The organism is Butyrivibrio sp. AE3006, assembly GCF_000424165.1.
Classification (GTDB): domain Bacteria; phylum Bacillota; class Clostridia; order Lachnospirales; family Lachnospiraceae; genus Butyrivibrio.
In genome coordinates this window covers 116,513-134,327 of the sequence record NZ_AUJJ01000011.1, presented here as the reverse complement: position 1 = coordinate 134,327, position 17,815 = coordinate 116,513, and the positions used below count along the sequence as shown (strand labels likewise).

General features: G+C 40.4%; 13 protein-coding genes. All 13 read left to right on the top strand.

The annotated features are described in order from the left end of the window. Positions 1–40: 40 nt before the first annotated feature. The 13 genes from G603_RS0107860 (at position 41) to G603_RS0107790 (ending at position 17,802) form a co-directional block, all read left to right on the top strand. Positions 41–1,696, top strand: coding sequence for a biotin/lipoyl-binding protein (locus G603_RS0107860; protein WP_026669869.1), 1,656 nt, complete (start codon positions 41–43; stop codon positions 1,694–1,696). After that, complete coding sequence (locus G603_RS0107855; protein WP_026669868.1) at positions 1,689–2,906, top strand: ABC transporter permease; 1,218 nt, start codon at positions 1,689–1,691, stop codon at positions 2,904–2,906. The genes G603_RS0107860 and G603_RS0107855 overlap by 8 nt, the downstream gene beginning before the upstream one ends. Positions 2,907–2,938: 32 nt before the next feature. After that, entirely contained in the window at positions 2,939–5,500 is a 2,562-nt protein-coding gene (locus G603_RS0107850) for an ABC transporter substrate-binding protein (protein WP_026669867.1), read from the top strand. A 30-nt stretch (positions 5,501–5,530) separates the two neighbouring features. Then, positions 5,531–5,983: an NfeD family protein gene (locus tag G603_RS0107845; RefSeq protein ID WP_051197558.1), complete on the top strand. Its 453-nt coding sequence runs from the start codon at positions 5,531–5,533 to the stop codon at positions 5,981–5,983. Between the two features lie 17 nt (positions 5,984–6,000). Further along, positions 6,001–6,912, top strand: a complete 912-nt coding sequence (locus tag G603_RS0107840; RefSeq protein ID WP_026523654.1) for an SPFH domain-containing protein — start codon at positions 6,001–6,003, stop codon at positions 6,910–6,912. An 83-nt stretch (positions 6,913–6,995) separates the two neighbouring features. Further along, complete coding sequence (locus G603_RS0107835; protein WP_026494560.1) at positions 6,996–7,295, top strand: hypothetical protein; 300 nt, start codon at positions 6,996–6,998, stop codon at positions 7,293–7,295. A gap of 165 nt (positions 7,296–7,460) precedes the next feature. Beyond that, the gene (gene rho / locus G603_RS0107830) at positions 7,461–8,936 is read left to right on the top strand and encodes a transcription termination factor Rho (protein WP_026523653.1); all 1,476 of its coding nucleotides are present in this window, start codon (positions 7,461–7,463) and stop codon (positions 8,934–8,936) included. A 498-nt stretch (positions 8,937–9,434) separates the two neighbouring features. Continuing rightward, complete coding sequence (locus tag G603_RS0107815; RefSeq protein WP_026669866.1) at positions 9,435–10,622, top strand: cobalt-precorrin-5B (C(1))-methyltransferase; 1,188 nt, start codon at positions 9,435–9,437, stop codon at positions 10,620–10,622. Positions 10,623–10,672: 50 nt separating this feature from the next. Continuing rightward, the gene (gene trpS / locus G603_RS0107810) at positions 10,673–11,767 is read left to right on the top strand and encodes a tryptophan--tRNA ligase (protein ID WP_026669865.1); all 1,095 of its coding nucleotides are present in this window, start codon (positions 10,673–10,675) and stop codon (positions 11,765–11,767) included. 15 nt (positions 11,768–11,782) lie between these two features. Beyond that, entirely contained in the window at positions 11,783–13,228 is a 1,446-nt protein-coding gene (gene glgA / locus G603_RS0107805) for a glycogen synthase GlgA (RefSeq protein WP_026523650.1), read from the top strand. Between the two features lie 5 nt (positions 13,229–13,233). After that, positions 13,234–14,880: a putative polysaccharide biosynthesis protein gene (locus tag G603_RS0107800; RefSeq protein WP_026669864.1), complete on the top strand. Its 1,647-nt coding sequence runs from the start codon at positions 13,234–13,236 to the stop codon at positions 14,878–14,880. 61 nt (positions 14,881–14,941) lie between these two features. Next, complete coding sequence (locus tag G603_RS0107795) at positions 14,942–16,735, top strand: Rqc2 family fibronectin-binding protein (RefSeq protein WP_026669863.1); 1,794 nt, start codon at positions 14,942–14,944, stop codon at positions 16,733–16,735. A gap of 179 nt (positions 16,736–16,914) precedes the next feature. Next, positions 16,915–17,802: a YicC/YloC family endoribonuclease gene (locus G603_RS0107790; protein ID WP_026669862.1), complete on the top strand. Its 888-nt coding sequence runs from the start codon at positions 16,915–16,917 to the stop codon at positions 17,800–17,802. Positions 17,803–17,815 lie beyond the last annotated feature (13 nt).

Sequence of the window (17,815 nt, the reverse complement as noted above, 5' to 3'; positions counted from 1 at the left end):
ATTGTAATTTAGAATAGATTTTTAAGGAAGAGGAAGAGGTATGTCAGAAGTAAGTACAACCGTGAACAAAAAGAGCAGAAAGGATATTATCAAGGATATTACAATTGCATTTCTTGTAATACTTCTTTTGCTCACATTCTTTTCAAATACCATCATGAATTATTCTTTGCCTGAAGTTGCTATTCAGCAGGTTCAGGAAGGTAATATTTCTCCGATGATAAGAGGAACAGGTACGGTTGAAGCGTCGGATCCTTACAATGTTAAGGTTTCTCAGGAAAGAGTTATTAAAAGTGTTGCAGTACAGGAAGGTGCTCATGTAGATAAAGGAGATATTCTGTACTATCTTGAAGACAAAGAATCTACAGAGCTTACAGAAGCTGAGACAAAGCTTGAAGAAATGACACAGACCTATGAATCTGCGCTTTTCTCAGGTGATATTGATGATGCATCAATTACCAGAATCAGAAGCGGTGTAACTCTTACTTTTGATGATTATCAGACAAAGCTTAAGGCTGCCAGTGACAGATATGATGCTGCAAAGGCTGCCGATGAAGCTGCTCAGGCAGTAATTGATGAGCAGTCCCAGGCTCAGTCCTATACATCAGCACAGTATAACTATGATGAGGCTACACCTCAGTATCAGGATGCAGAGATTACCTACAGGCTGGCTCAGATCGAAGAGCAGATTACAGATGCTCAGGAGACAAAAGATCACGCTAAGGAAAAACGTGATGCATTAAAGAAAACAGATAAAGATTATTCAAAGAAATATGCTAAATATGATGCGGAATACTGGCTTGCTGATCAGACTCTTGATGCCCTCAATGAGGAAAAGAGTGATCTTACAATTCAGCAGGCAAATAATGCTAAGGATGTATCTCAGATGACTACACAGGCCGGACAGGTTGACAGTGATTATCAGAGAAAGGCCGCAAGCCTTCAGGATGCTAAAAACAAGACAGCACTTGAGCTTGAAAGGGCTACAACTGAGAGAACAGAGCTTCTTACTGAAATTGGTAAGGAAATCGAGCTTTGCAATCAGAGAGATGATATTGAAGAACAGAAGGAAACCGTAGAGAAGCTTAAAGCTGAGTCTACAGGCGGTAAGATCGAAGCTCCTGTTGCAGGTACAGTTACATCACTTACACTTAAGGCAGGTGAGTCAACAAGTGCCGATAATGAAGTTGCAGTTATTCAGGTTGACGGTAAGGATATGGTTACGAGCTTCAGCGTTACAGTTGATCAGGCAAAGGGACTTAAGGTCGGTGATATAGCTGAGCCTCAGAATGCTTGGTATTACACTGATTTCAAGGCAACTCTTAAATCAATCACTGCTGATAAACAGAATCCTAATACAAAGAAGGTTCTTACATTTACTATTGAGAGTCCTGAGGTTCAGAATGGTCAGTCAGTAAGTCTTCAGATTGGTGAGAAGTCAAATGTTTATGACCTTACTATTCCTGCAGGTGCTGTACGTGAGGACCAGAACGGTAAGTTTATACTTGTTGTTAAGTCCAAATCTTCACCTCTTGGAAACAGATATATTGCTTCCAGAGTAGATGTTGAAGTACTTGCATCAGATGATACTACAGCAGCTATTAGCGGAAGTCTTGAGGGAGATGAGTACGTAATAACCACCACAACAGCCCTTGTAAATTCAGGAGATCAGGTGAGACTGGCTAATAACAATGAATAAATTTTTTGCAGGTATAAAAGAGAAAATAAAACATCTGCGTGTTTCGCAGATCATATATTTGATAGCTTTGATCTTGATGATCGCAACCATCTTTATACTGAATGCAGTTAAGGATCACATATCTGATGGAATCTATGATCAGAACGAGGGCTCAAGATGGTCAAATGATGTCAGATGCGGTCAGGTTACAATGATATTTTCCGAGAGCGCAGGTATAAGCTCTGACTCTATACAGGAATACGAATACAACATAAATAAAGGGCTTATAGCTGATGGTTATCAGGAAGCAACAGCCAGTAAACAGGGCGGCGATGCTGTATGGAACGACTGCTACAGTGCAATGGGAAGCATTACCGTTACAAGAGACAAGCGAAGCGTTGATGCTTTTGCTGTTGGTATCGGCGGTGATTTCTTTCAGTTCCATCCTATGAAGATTTTATCCGGTAACTACATAAATTCCGACTCACTGATGACGGACCTTGTAATGCTTGATGAAGACCTTGCATGGCAGCTGTTTGGTTCTGTTGATATTGTGGGAATGCAGGTTTTGATAAAGGGTGTTCCTCATTATATTTCCGGAGTTGTAAAAAGAGATTCCGGTAAATATGTAAAGGAAGCAGGACTAAATTTCCCTACGATCTATCTTTCATATCAGTCTCTTGCAACCTACGGAACAATTGATTCTTCCGTACTTGCTACTGATACCAGCATAGGAAGTGTTAATGTCAAAAAGAAGGATGATGACGAGGATGAAAACGGCGAGTCAGACCTGAACACTGAAAGTAAAGGTATTATCTGCATGGAGGTTGTAATGCCTAATCCTGTAGATAATTACGCCAAGAGTTTTCTTATTAAGAATCTTAATCTTAATACCAATATTGTTGAAGTAGTAGATAATTCTGCAAGATATCATAACAAGAATCTTTTGGATGTTATTGGCAGCTTTAGTAAGAGATCTATGCAGATTAAGCCTATTATATATCCGTACTGGGAGAACAATGCGAGAGCCTATGAGAATATCCTCGCATACATGCTTCTCGTCCAGATTATCTTTGCAATAGTGTCATTTATAATGATTGCTATTATAGTAGTTCACAGCTACAGACACCGGAAGTGGAGAGCCGGTGAGATATGGGCCGGATTCCTTGACTGGAAGTATGACATGGAATCAAGAGTCAAATATCATAACGATAAATGGAAACATTTTTAACATTTTATCGATTCTCATTATGGAGGTAATTTATGAAGAAAATCTATCTTAAGCGTGCGCTTAGCTTATCGCTTGCTGCAGTTATGGTTATATCTGCTGCGGGATGCGGTAAGAAAAAAGAGGCAGCATCAAGTGATGAGTCAGATGCTACGCACAATGTTAAGGACTATGTTTACAAGGAAAATGACATCGATCTTGGAAGTGATGTAGATACTAATTCTATAAGCTACCTTGGAACCTTCGGCGATAAGCTTTATGCTGCAGGTAACTTCTATGGTAGTGATGATGTTCAGACTGTTGTTTTCACCATGAACAGTGATGGAACAAACGTCGAGAAGGTGCCGATTGGTGGCGGTGATTATGCAACTGTGTCACAGGTAGCTGTTGCTGAGGATGGTTCAATTTATACAATTGAATCCGGTTATAGCAACATTCTCCCCGGTGGCTCTACTGATGGCCCTGTTTCACTTTTTGAGGCTACAGATGGTTCAACAGATGATTCTGATGCAAAGGCTGCTCAGGATGCTGAAGCTGCAGGCGAAGGTCCCGCTGACATATCTGATGAAGATGAGAGTGGTGATGATGAGAGTGGTGATGATGCAGATACACCTGATACTCCCGATGCTCCAGGAGAAGAAGATGGCGAAGTTATCGAGCTTGAAGAAGGCGATTTTGAGTCAAGTGATGAAGGCGCCTTTTTCACAGAAGATGGCGGCATGGTTGGCGGCTCTATGTCTATGGGTTCAGAGGAATACTATATTGTAAAGTATTCAGCTGATGGAACTGAGCAGTTTAGACAGAAGATGCAATATGAAGAGAGCGAAGATACTTATTTCTATATAACATCCTTCGTGCCCACAGATAAAGGTATTGCAGTTTCTGATTCCAACGGTATTCAGTTATACAATAAAGACGACGGTTCTTTTATAAAGGACGTTGACTGCGGCGAAGATTTTGATTCTTCTTATGGTAACTACTTTGCTTTATATGGCAAAAACGATGGCGGAGTAATAGCAGCGATCAATGGTGAAGAATACATGGATTTCTATAACCTTGATTTTGATGCTGCTAAGCTTAACAAGATTGAGGGCTCTACAGTTGCTGCATACGAGTACAATATTGCATCAGGTATTGGCTCTGACCTTCTTCTTTCAAATGGTGAAGGTGTTTATTCATACAACATCGGTGATGCTGAACCCAAGATGATCATGAACTACGTAGATTCAGACATCAGTGTTTATGGTATTTACTCATTTGCAGCTATTAACGAGACAGATATTTTCTGTCTGCTTCCTACTGATGAAGCATATATCCTTGCTATTCTTACCAAAATCAATCCTAAGGATGTAAAGGATAAGAAGACCATTATTCTTGGCTGTAACTACATTGACTATGATGTAAGAAAGCAGGTTGTACAGTTCAATAAAGAGAACGAAGAGTACAGAATTGTAATCTCTGATTACTCAAAATACGACACCGATGATAACTATTCAGGCGGTGCTAACAGACTTAACACTGACATTGTTTCAGGTAATATACCGGATATCCTTGTTCTTGATACAGATATGCCTGTTGATAGTTATATTTCAAAGGGACTTTTCCTTGATATGTCTGACTATTTCAAGAACGACGAGGAACTCTCCAAGAATGAGTACCTTGATAGTGTAATGGAAGTATTCAAGACAGATGGCAAGATGTATAAGCTTATTCCAAGCTTCTACGTTGAGACTGTTATGACAGCTAAAGAGAATGTTGGTGATAACAAGACCTGGACTATAGCTGATCTTGAGAAGCTTATCAAGGATAAAAACGTAGAATATAAGAATGTATTTGGTGCTTTGGGAAGAGATGACCTCTTTGAAATGGCTCTCAGTCTTACAGGCTCACAGTTCATTGACTGGTCAACACTTACCTGCAGCTACAACTCAGATGCATTTATTCATCTTCTGGAATTTGCCAACGAATTCCCGGAGGAACTTGATGATGATGAGTATTTTGCAGATAACTCTGCATTTTGGAGAGAGGGTAAGGCTCTTGCTTCCAGAATCAGTATTAGTGGTTTCTCTGATGTAAGCTACGAAGAGAAGGGTATTTACGGTAAGGATATTGTCGCTGTTGGCTTCCCTTCAGAAAATGGCACAGGTGCTGCTATTTTCCCGAACCTGCAGCTTACAATAAGCGACAGCTCAAAGGTTAAGGACGGATGCTGGCAGTTTGTAAGATATTTCCTTACAGATGAATACCAGAATACTATCGATACTGCATGGCCTGTAAGCATGAAGAAAATAAACGAGCTTGCAGCTGCTGCAAAGAAGAGACCTACTTACATAGATGAAAATGGTAAAGAGGTTGAATATGATGATGTATTCTACATCGGAGATACAGAGATCATCATTGATCCTATGACTGATGAAGAGGTTCAGGAAGTAATTGATTACCTCGGATCAGTTAGCCAGGTAGGTAACTATAACGAAGAAGTTAATAAGATCATAAAAGAAGAGGCTGCAGCTTACTTCAGTGGTCAGAAAACCGCCGCAGAGGTTGCTGATATCATTCAGAGCCGTGTACAGATTTACGTAAACGAGATTTCATAATCAATCTGAATTCAGGGGAGGGCGAACTGTATGTATAATAGCTTATTTAACTTAAATCCACAGACATTTTGGCTTTTAGCTACAATAGTTCTTGCAGTTATTGAGATAATTACTCTTGGACTATCTACAATCTGGTTTGCCTTTGGTGCATTCGCAGCCTTTTTACTGGCGATTTGCGGTGCATCAGTACCTCTTCAGATAGTTGTGTTTATTCTTGTGTCAATTGTGTCACTTTTGCTTGTAAGACCGCTTTCAATGAAGTATCTTAATAGTAAGATATCTAAAACCAATATAGATGCGATTGTTGGCAGAAAAGTTAAGGTGACTACCGCAATAGACAACACTTCTGAAGCAGGAACCGTAATGATGGACGGAACCACATGGAATGCCAGAAGTGTGAATGATGATGAGAATATAGAAGTTGGGGAAACGGTTGTCATTCAAAGAGTTGAGGGAAATAAATTATTTGTAAATAAAGAATAATTTAAGGAGGAAAAGGTATGCCATATTTTATAGCTATTATTCTTATTCTTGTTCTTATTGCAATGAACATCAAGATTGTTCCTCAGGCTCATTCTTTTATCGTTGAGCGTCTTGGTGCCTACAAGGAGACCTGGGATGTCGGTCTTCACTTCATGATTCCTTTTATCGATAAGGTTGCGAGAAAAGTGGATCTGAAGGAGCAGTATTGTGACTTCCCGCCTCAGCCTGTTATCACACAGGACAACGTAACAATGCAGATTGACTCAATCGTGTTCTTCCGTATTTCTGATCCCAAAGCTTATGCTTACGGTGTTCGCAATCCTATCGGAGCTATTGAGAACCTTACAGCTACAACACTTCGTAACGTAATCGGATCTCTTACTCTTGATGAGACTCTTACAAGCCGTGATCAGATCAATGCTCAGATGCAGGATGCACTTGATATCGCAACAGATCCCTGGGGTATCAAGATCACACGTGTAGAGCTTAAGAACATCAATCCTCCGGAGCAGATTCGTGATGCCATGGAGAAGCAGATGAAGGCTGAGCGTGAGAAGAGAGAGAAAATCCTCTTTGCAGAAGGTGAGAAGCAGTCAGCTATCACAGTTGCAGAAGGTGAAAAGCAGAGTAAGATTCTTCAGGCAGAAGCTGATAAGCAGGCTACAATCCTTAAGGCTGAAGCTATGAAGGAGAAGCAGATCAGAGAAGCAGAAGGTCAGGCTGAAGCTATCAGAAATGTACAGAAGGCTAATGCTGATGGTATAATGATGCTTAAGGAAGCAGGCGCAGATGAGTCTGTTCTTACAATCAAGAGCCTTGAGGCATTTGAGAAGGCTGCAAACGGTCAGGCTACTAAGATCATCGTTCCCAGTAGTATTGCAGGTGTTGCAGGTCTTGCCGAGTCCATTAAGGAAGTAGTTAAGAGCTGATATTATTTAGGCTTTATGCCGGAAAGTCATCGATTGATGACTTCCGGCTTAATACAAATATAATCTAACGAGGGGAAAAGATTATGTCGGATAATAAAGGTAGAGAAGCTCTTATTCATTCACTGGCGCAGTCCATGGGAATGGGTGATGCTCAAAAGAAAAGCGCTACAGGTAAGTACAATTCCGAGACCGGTACTATCATGAGTAACGGCAGAGTGATTAGTAACGCTACCGTAGTACAGGCCAAAAACTATTTTACCGCTCAGTACAATAAGCTTGCTGAGATGGACGATGAGGGAGCCAAGCAGATGGCTACTTTATACGAGGTTGCCATGGAAGCAATCGGTATCATGATTGACGGCGGTAAATCCAATTCTGAATAATTTCTTATTTTTTAAAATTTTTGTTGCATTTATTCTTTTTATGATGTATTGTGTCTTTAGTCAGTAGACTATATTCTATTGTTCCGTTTTAAATTCCACATTGATATGGTTAGAAAACTTAGTGATTGTTTATAATTTTTTTGTTTAAAAGAAAGGGTAATTACGTTGAGAGAAAAATTAGAGACACTAACACTTGCGTCCTTAAGGGATCTTGCAAAGCAGAATGGTGTTAAAAGCGTTACTACTATGAAAAAATCAGAGCTTATTGATGCTCTGCTTGAAATTGCTGAGAAAAAGGCCAGCGAAGCAGCTGAAGAAAAGGCTAAAAAGCCTGCTGCAAAGCCTGCAAGAAAGAAGGTTGTAATCACAACTGATGCTTCAGCAAAGTCTGAGAATAAGACAGTTAGTCGTGAAGAGAGTGCTCCTTCTGAAGGAAAGAGACCTGCAGAAGCAAAGGGCGAAGAAAAAGAAAATGCAAAGAAGGAAGACGGAGTTTCTGAGGAAGAGCTTGCAAACGGTATTCCTGCACACGGAATCCTTGAAGTAATGCAGGATGGATTTGGATTTATCCGCTGCGAGAATTTCCTTCCCGGAGAAAATGATGTTTATGTAGCTCCTGCAATGATCAGAAAGTATAATCTTAAGACTGGTGATATACTTGCAGGCATCAGCCGTCAGAAGAAAGAAAGCGATAAGTTCGGAGCTCTTCTCCAGCTTAATACTATAAATGGTTATAAGCCCGAGGTTGCAATGGGACGTTGGAACTTCGAGAATATGACACCTATTTTCCCTAACAGACAGATAGTACTTGAGTATCCCGGATCATCAATTGCCATGAGAATCATGGATCTCATTTCTCCTATCGGTAAGGGCCAGCGTGGAATGATCGTTTCACCTCCGAAAGCAGGTAAGACAACACTCCTTAAGGATGTAGCAATGTCAGTTAAGAGAAATAATCCTGACATTCACCTCATTATTCTTCTTATTGATGAGCGTCCTGAGGAAGTTACAGATATCAAGGAATGCATTGAAGGACCTAACGTTGAGGTTATTTATTCAACATTCGATGAGCTTCCTGAACACCACAAGAGAGTATCAGAGATGGTTATTGAAAGAGCGAAGCGCCTTGTTGAGCACAATAAAGACGTTATGATTCTTCTTGATTCAATAACAAGACTTACAAGAGCTTACAATATCGTTGTTCCACCGTCAGGAAGAACACTTTCAGGTGGTCTTGATCCCGCAGCTCTTCACATGCCTAAGAGATTCTTTGGTGCAGCAAGAAACATGAAGGAAGGCGGAAGTCTTACAATCCTTGCAACAGCTCTTATTGAGACCGGCTCCAAGATGGACGATGTTATTTACGAGGAGTTCAAGGGTACAGGTAACATGGAAATGGTTCTTGACAGAAAGATGCAGGAAAAGAGAATATTCCCTGCAATCAATATTGCCAAATCCAGTACCAGAAGAGAGGATCTACTTCTTAAGCCCGATGAGCTTGCTGCTGTTAATACCCTCAGAAAGGGCTTCAATGGTATGAAGGCTGATGAAGCTGTTGATCAGTGCATCAATATGTTTGCTAAGACCAGAAATAATAACGAGTTTATCAGAATGGTTGAAAAGCAGATGAGATATAACTAAATAGAATTTTGAAGGGACATGCCGTAAGGCGTGTCCTTTTTAATTTCATAGGAAATTCCTATGAAATTAAAAAGTGCTCCGCAGGATGCGCAGCTCGCGGAGATGAAGGATATTGCTTCGCAATACCGCTCGCGCGCGAGGATTTCGCAAGCGAAATCCTATTTAATCATATAGGAAATTCTCCGGATTTCCCATAAAAAAAGAACACTTGCGTGTTCGGAATTTTGGGAGGAGGGGTTGTCCGGTGGGGAACCAGACAACCCGGTATGAAAAAAGTTTTGTTGGGGGAGTCAGAAGTTCTAACTCCTGTTACATTTATAATACGGGCCAAATTTGTACAGAATATGGACAAAACATAAACTAAGTATAAAATAACTCGAAATTAAAAATAACAAATAACGAGATTTTGTAAACTTTATTAAAGTGTAATTTAAAGAAAACACGAGATATCGTGAATGTGGTATACTTTATGTATTATAAAAGTAAGGAGGAACGCTTTTGGGAAACGCAGATTTTGCACAAAAAAACGATAACGGTTTTTCAAATATTCCCGGTTTGACCGGTGGTGCACTTGCTGCAGTTGCTGCGAAAGCTGCGGCTGCTGCTTTACTGCTTAGAATCAACTATGAAAGCATAGAATTTCAGCGTGATGATGGCAGAATAATTGATATTCCCATTAGATTCGTGCCTCACCCTGAAAATACAGCTCTTCGTGAATATGCTGTTGTATTAAATGGTATGCGTATTCCTGGGCTTATAAATACTGCGGAGATTCATGTAAGCGTTGAGAGAGTAAGAAAACTTGCTGATATTCCCGAAAGAGTTTATATAAAGCCGCAATATATAAATCTATACCTTGATGGTATGGAGGGCATAACAAGGCTTACAGAGACTAATGAGATAGGCCTTGCAAATTATGCGGCTATTGATAAGGAAGCGCGGAACGTTATTTTTCAGGCTGTTGCAGATGTGGTCAGATTTGCAGATGTTATGCCGCTTCTCATGATAAAGGTTTCTACTGTATCTTTTAATAACAATCTTGCAACCAACACTATTCTTGGAAGCGGAGGCAATATAGTTCCCACGTCTCAGAACGAGATTTTAATGGAAATTGCCAACTCATTGGAAGAACAGTACGACAGAGGAATCAGGAACATAATTGCAGTACCCGGAAATTCCGGACATAAGTATGTACAGGATGCTGTTCATATTTCCATGACTCATTGCATCAGATGCCGCAATTATATCGGAAGTGCTATAGACATGGCTGCTGCCATAGGAATGGAGAATTTCCTTCTTGTTGGTAACTGTTCTAAGCTGATCAGACTTGCTGCAGGTATTATGGATACCCATACATGGACCGCAGATGGAAGAAGAGAAGTTTTATCTTTACATACAGTCCTTGCAGGTGGCACCATATCACAGGCCAGAATAATACAGGAGCTTGCCACAACCGATCAAATGCTGTCAAAGCTTACGGAATGGGGAATCCGTGATGCGGTTATGAACAGCGTTTGCGTAAAAATCGGTGATTATATGCAAAACAGAATAGGCGGAAAGCCCATGGGCTTTGGTGTAGTCCCGATTCATCAGGGATATGGCCCTTTGGGACAAACTCCCAACATGGCAAATGTTCTTGCTGCAGTTAGTAGGGAACAGTTTGCACTTTCTATTAAAAAACCATGAGGTTTCGTGGTATAATACTGTAGTAAATCATTAAGGAGATGGAAAAAGTTATGTCTAAAGTAATATTGACCGGCGACCGCCCGACAGGTAAGCTTCATATCGGTCATTATGTCGGATCACTTAGAAGAAGGGTTGAGTTGCAGAACTCAGGCGAATTCGATGATATTTTCATCATGATAGCCGATGCTCAGGCACTTACAGATAACGCTGAGAATCCTGAAAAGGTAAGACAGAACATTATCGAAGTTGCTCTTGATTATCTTGCAGTTGGACTTGATCCTGCTAAGAGTACTTTGTTTGTACAGTCACAGATACCGGAGCTCACCGAGCTTACATTCTATTACATGAATCTTGTTACTGTTGCAAGACTTCAGAGAAATCCCACAGTTAAATCTGAGATTCAGATGCGTGATTTTAAAGCAAGCATTCCTGTAGGATTCTTCACATATCCCATCAGCCAGGCTGCTGATATCACTGCATTTAAGGCTACAACTGTTCCTGTAGGTGAGGATCAGGAGCCTATGATCGAGCAGTGCAGAGAGATTGTTCATAAGTTCAATTCCATTTATGGAGAGGCACTTGTTGAACCCAAGATTCTTCTGCCTGACAACAAAGCATGCCTTAGACTTCCCGGCACAGACGGACAGGCTAAGATGAGTAAGTCTATCGGTAACTGCATATACCTTTCAGAATCTCCGGAATCTATCAAGAAAAAGGTAATGAGCATGTTCACAGATCCCAATCACTTAAGAGTTGAGGATCCCGGTGAAGTTGAGAATAATCCTGTATTTATATACCTTACTGCATTTGCAAAGGATGAGCATTTCGCAGAGTTCGCTCCTGATTATGCTAATCTCGATGAGATGAAGGCACATTATCAGAGAGGCGGTCTTGGAGATGTTAAGGTTAAGAAGTTCCTTAATAACGTTCTCCAGGCTGAGCTTGAGCCCATCAGAAAGCGCAGAGAAGAGTTCCAGAAGGACATCCCTTATGTATATGATGTTCTTAAAAAGGGATCTGAGGTTGCCGAAGCAAGAGCCGCACAGACTCTCAGCGATGTAAAGAAGGCAATGAGGATTGACTACTTCAGCGATGAAGAATTGATTGCTATGCAGTCAGCAAAATATCAGGAAAATAACGACTAAAAATGGAGGCTTCGCATGAAGAACATTTTATTTGTAGCATCTGAAGGTGTACCTTTTATCAAAACAGGAGGACTCGCTGATGTTGTAGGTTCACTTCCCAAAGAGCTTGATCCCAGATATTTTGATGTGCGTGTTGTACTTCCCAAGTATTCATGTATGTCACAGGAGATGAAGGATAAGCTTGAATATGTCTCCAACTTTTACATGGATTTCCACTGGAAAAGTGAGTATGTTGGAATCTTTTATGCCGAAGTAGATGGCATTAAGTATTATTTTATCGATAATGAGTACTTCTTTAGCGGAATGGCTCCTTACGGTTCAGATGTACTTTGGGAAATTGAGAAATTTGCGTTCTTTAGCAAAGCTTCACTTTCAATTCTTCCTGTAATTGGCTTTAGACCGGATATCATTCACTGTCATGACTGGCAGACAGGACTTATTCCTGTTTATCTCAAGGAGAGATTCCAGGGTAATGAATTTTTCCGTGGTATTAAGTCCATAATGACTATCCACAACCTTAAGTTCCAGGGAAAATGGGACGCTAAGGATGTACAGGATATTACAGGACTTCCTGATTATTATTTCACTCCCGACAAGCTTGGCTATTACAAGGATGCCAATTTGTTAAAGGGTGGTATTGTATATGCTGACGCTATTACAACTGTCAGCAGCACCTATGCGGAAGAAATTAAGACTGAGTTCTACGGAGAGGGTCTTGATGGCCTTTTAAGAGCTCGTACTAATGATCTCAGAGGTATTGTAAACGGTATCGATTATGGCGAATTCAATCCTGAGACGGATAAATTCTTAGATCACCCTTATAATGCCATCAATTTCCGTAAAGAAAAGTCTAAGAATAAGAGAGCACTTCAGAGAGAGCTTGGACTTCCCGAGGATGATAAGATCATGATGATCGGTATCATTTCCCGTCTTACAGATCAGAAGGGCTTTGACCTTATTGCTTATGTTCTTGATGAGCTTTGCCAGGATGCAATTCAGGTAGTAGTTCTTGGAACAGGTGAAGAGCAGTACGAGAACATGTTCAGGCATTTTGCATGGAAGTACAGTGACAAGATTTCTGCTAATATTTATTATTCCAATCCTTTGTCACATAAGATTTATGCCGCTTCCGATGCGTTCCTTATGCCTTCACTGTTTGAGCCCTGCGGTCTTTCACAGCTGATGGCCTTGAGATACGGTACTATTCCGATTGTCAGACAGACAGGCGGTCTTACAGATACAGTTGAGCCTTACAATCAGTTTGAGAGTAAGGGTACAGGATTTGGTTTCCTTAATTACAATGCTCATGAGATGATGCATACTGTACGTGAAGCAGAGCGTGTATTCTATGATAACAAGCGTGAGTGGAATAAGATGATTGACAGAGCAATGGCAGCCAATTTCTCTTGGAAGGTGTCTGCTTCCAAATATCAGGAGATGTACGATTGGCTTAGACCCTGATTATTATGAGTAAAAAGAAAAGTATGCTGATGCAGGGAGGAATCCTTGCATCAGCCGGTTTAATTTGTAGCGTTATCGGACTGTTATACCGTGGACCTTTAACCGGGATAATCGGTGATGAAGGTAACGGTTATTACAGTAGTGCCTACAACATCTATAATATTGTATTGCTTATTTCGTCCTATAGCATTCCTTCTGCAATGAGTAAGATCATTTCCCAGAAGCTTGCTGTTCACGAGTATCGCAACGCACAGCGAATTTTTCACTGTGCGCTTATTTATGTGTGCATAATGGGAGGTTTAGGTAGTCTCTTTGTTTTCTTCGGGGCACCGCTTTTCCTTGATGGACACTCTATTCCTGTTGTCAGGGTTTTCGCACCTATTATATTTATATTTGGACCGTTGGGTGTTCTAAGAGGCTTTTTCCAGGCCCATAGGACCATGATTCCCACCAGTGTTTCACAGCTTGTTGAGCAGATTTTGAATGCGGTTGTTTCTGTAGGCGGAGCATATTTTCTGGTTAGGTTTGCCATATCCAAGGGCAGTGATGATTCCACAAGAGCTATGTACGGTGCTGTAGGAAGTGCATTGGGTACAGGCTCAGGAGTTTTAATTGCACTTATTTTCATGTTCCTGGTATACAGACTAAACAGGGATTTTATACAGCGAAAAGTTATACATGACCATCATGAGGATATGACTTATAAAGAGATATTTATCATGATAATCATGTTTGTTACACCTTTTATTTTCAGCACCTTTATTTATCAGTTATCAACATCCCTTAATCAGACACTGTTTTCAAAGATTATGACAGGTGTTAAGGGACTGCCTCACAATGAGGTTATTACCAGATTTGGTGTGTATTCAAGTAAAGCAGTTGTTATAACGAACTTCCCTATAAGAATTGCATCTGCTGCGGCTGCTACAATTATGCCCAGCATTTCCACATACTATGCTCAGAAGAATTATGAGAGTACAGCTACGCTTGTTGCGAAGGTAAATAGGATTGTAATGATGATAGCAATTCCTTCAGCAGCAGGACTCTTTGCACTTTCAGAGCCTATTTTGATGCTTCTGTTCCCTCAAAAATCAACGCTTCATGAAGCCGGAGTTTTGATGCAGCTTCTTGCAATTACAGTTATTTTCTATTCACTTTCAACTGTAAGTAATGCGATTTTACAGGGTATCGGTAAAGTAAATATTCCTGTTATAAACGCTGCCATTGCACTGGCGGTGCAGACTGTTGTTCTTGTTGTTTTGCTTAACAATACAGACCTTGGCAACAAGTCCCTTGCTATAGTCACAATAGTCTATTCGCTGATGATGTGCGTATTAAATGAGGTTGCGATCGGAAGATACCTGGATGTATTTCAGGATTATAAAAAGCTTTATCTTTTACCGGGATTATCAGCAGCTTTTATGGGAATCTTCGCATTCCTTGTATACAGACTTTTTGATTATTTGCTTGGGCTTTTCCTTGGAAGTGACTATTTTGTTAATTTCATTTCTGTTGCAGCGGCTATGTTTGTGGCAGTTATTGTATATGCCCTTATGATGGTGAAAACCAAGGCTGTTACAGAGGATGAGCTTTTATCATTCCCTAAGGGAGGAAGTATGGTGAGACTTCTTAAGAAGGTTCACATTATGTAATTGTAAAGAGGCCAAAGCCTTGTTTTAACTTATTGGTGTTTTACATTTAGAAAGGTTTACTATGGCATTTGATGGATTAACTGTTGCCAATATTGTCAGAGATTTAAAGAAAGAGCTTATTGGTGGCAGACTTTATAAAATTGCACAGACAGAGAAGGATGAGCTTTTGATCACCGTCAGGAAGGCTGTTGAAAATGGCGGCGGTCAGAGAAGACTTTTTATGTCCTCGGATGCATCACTTCCTCTTGTATATATGACGGATGAGAATAAGCAGAGTCCCATGACTGCGCCTAATTTTTGCATGCTTCTCAGAAAGCATATTCAAAACGGCAAGATAATTTCTATCGATCAGCCTTCTCTTGAGAGAATTATCAGAATGGAGATTGAGCATCTCGATGAAATGGGAGATTTAAGGCATAAGACTCTTCTTATTGAACTCATGGGAAAATACAGTAACATTATTTTCATTGATGAAGACAATAAGATAATTGATGCTATAAAACATATCCCATCAAGCGTAAGCTCGGTAAGAGAGGTTCTTCCCGGAAGAGAGTATTTTGTCCCTGATACCCAGAGTAAATTAAATCCTCTTGAATGTACTAAGGATGAATTCATGAGCCTTATTTCTTCTAAAGGGCAGCCTGTTTTCAAGGCGCTTTATGGAAGCTTTACCGGCCTTTCCCCTGTGATTTCTCAGGAGATTTGCTATAGAGCTGACGTTGACAGTGATAAGTCAGCCATTGCTCTTGAAAATGTTGAATGCGAGAAGCTTTGGTCGGCCTTTGACGAAGTTATGAGTCTTGTAAGAGAAGGTAAGTTTACTCCCGAGCTTGTTTATATAAACGATAAGCCCAAGGAATATGCTGCGATTTCTCTTACCATGTATCACAGCGGAGATGACTCTGACTATAGAGAATTTGATGATATATCTGAGCTTCTTACACATTTTTATTCAGAGAAAAATGCAGTTACCAGGATCAGACAAAAATCTGCTGATCTTAGAAAGGTTGTAAGTACTGTTCTTGAGAGAAATATAAGGACTTTGGATCTTCAGACCAATCAGCTTAAGGATACAGAGAAAAAGGATAAGTACAGAATCTATGGCGAGCTTTTAACTGTTTACGGATATAATGCTGAGCCTGAAGCCACATCAATTACTGTAAACGACTACAATACAGGAAAAGATGTAAAGATCACCTTAGATCCCACGCTTACAATCGCACAGAATGCGAAAAAGTATTTTGACAAATACACAAAGATGAAGCGTACTGCAGAAGCTTTGGAGGTTCAGATGAAGGAGGTCGCTGAGACCGTATCTCACCTTGAGTCAATAGCAGCATCTCTTGACATAGCAAGGCAGGAAGAGGATCTCACTGACATCAGAAGAGAGCTTATTGAAGGCGGTTACATAAAGGGAAGTGCTGCTGACAGAATAAGCGGCAAGGGTAAAAACGGAAAGCAGAACCGCTCCCAGAAATCAAAGAGTAAGCCCTTCCACTATATAAGCAGTGACGGCTTCCATATTTATGTTGGAAAGAATAATTATCAGAATGATGAGCTTACCTTCAAGGTGGCAAACGGCGGTGACTGGTGGTTCCATGCCAAGAAGATTCCAGGCTCCCACGTTGTTCTTATTACTGAGGGTAAAGAAGTTCCGGACAGAGCTTTTGAAGAGGCGGCAGCTCTTGCAGCCTATTATTCCAAGGGCAGAGAGCAGGACAAGGTTGAGATCGATTATTTAAAGCGCAAGGATGTGAAAAAACCGGGTGGTGCAAAGCCTGGATTTGTGGTTTATTACACCAATTATTCCATGGTTATAGGAACTGATATATCAGCACTTAAGGAAGTGGAATAATATTCATTAAATGGTGCATTAAAACTCCTAAAACATTGACGAATACTGCCATTTCATCATATTATTAATGAGGTATTTCTATCAGGATTGTATGTAAAAATAGAATTACCAAATAGAAAATATTGGATAGAACGAAGAGTGATATTTCGTTCTTAATCTTCAATAATCCAGGAGGGTTTATGGTTTGCAGTATGACAGGCTACGGACGCTGTGAAGTAGCAGACGAGAAGCACAAATTTACCGTTGAGATGAAGTCGGTTAACAACCGTTATCTTGACATCAACATCAAAATGCCAAAGAAGTTCAATGCTTTGGAATCCAAGATCAGAAACGAGCTTAAGAAATTCATTAAGCGCGGCAAGGTAGACGTTTTCATTTCTTATGAAGATTTTTCAGAGACAGATTCAAAGGTTAAGTACAATAAAGCAATCGCTGAAGAGTATCTGACTTACTTAAAGCAGATGTCAGAGGACTTTGGAATTGATAACGATATCAGAGTATCTTCTTTATCCAAATATCCCGATGTTTTCAGCATGGAAGATGTTGAGCCCAATGAAGATGAAATGTGGGAGCAGCTTAAAAAAACTGTGGATGGCGCCGGTGAGGAGTTTGCTGCATCCAGATCAAGAGAGGGTGAATTCCTCAGACAGGACCTTGAAGAGAAGCTTTCCAATATGATGGATAGCGTTGAATTTATCACAGAGCGATCACCTATCATTATTGAGGAATACAGAAACAGACTTCGCGATAAGGTAAAAGAGCTTCTTGAAGATAAGGCTGTTGATGAGAACAGACTTATTATGGAAGTTACACTTTATGCTGATAAGGTTTCTGTTGATGAAGAACTTGTAAGACTTCGCAGTCATATTAAGGCTATGAAGGATGAACTTAATAAGGGCGATGACAAGGACGGAATCGGACGTAAGCTTGATTTCCTTGCTCAGGAGATGAACAGAGAATCCAACACTATTTTGTCTAAGTCAACAGATCTTGAGATTTCAGACAGAGGAATTTCTCTTAAGACAGACGTTGAGAAAGTCCGCGAACAGATTCAGAATATTGAATAAATGCTTGTCAGTA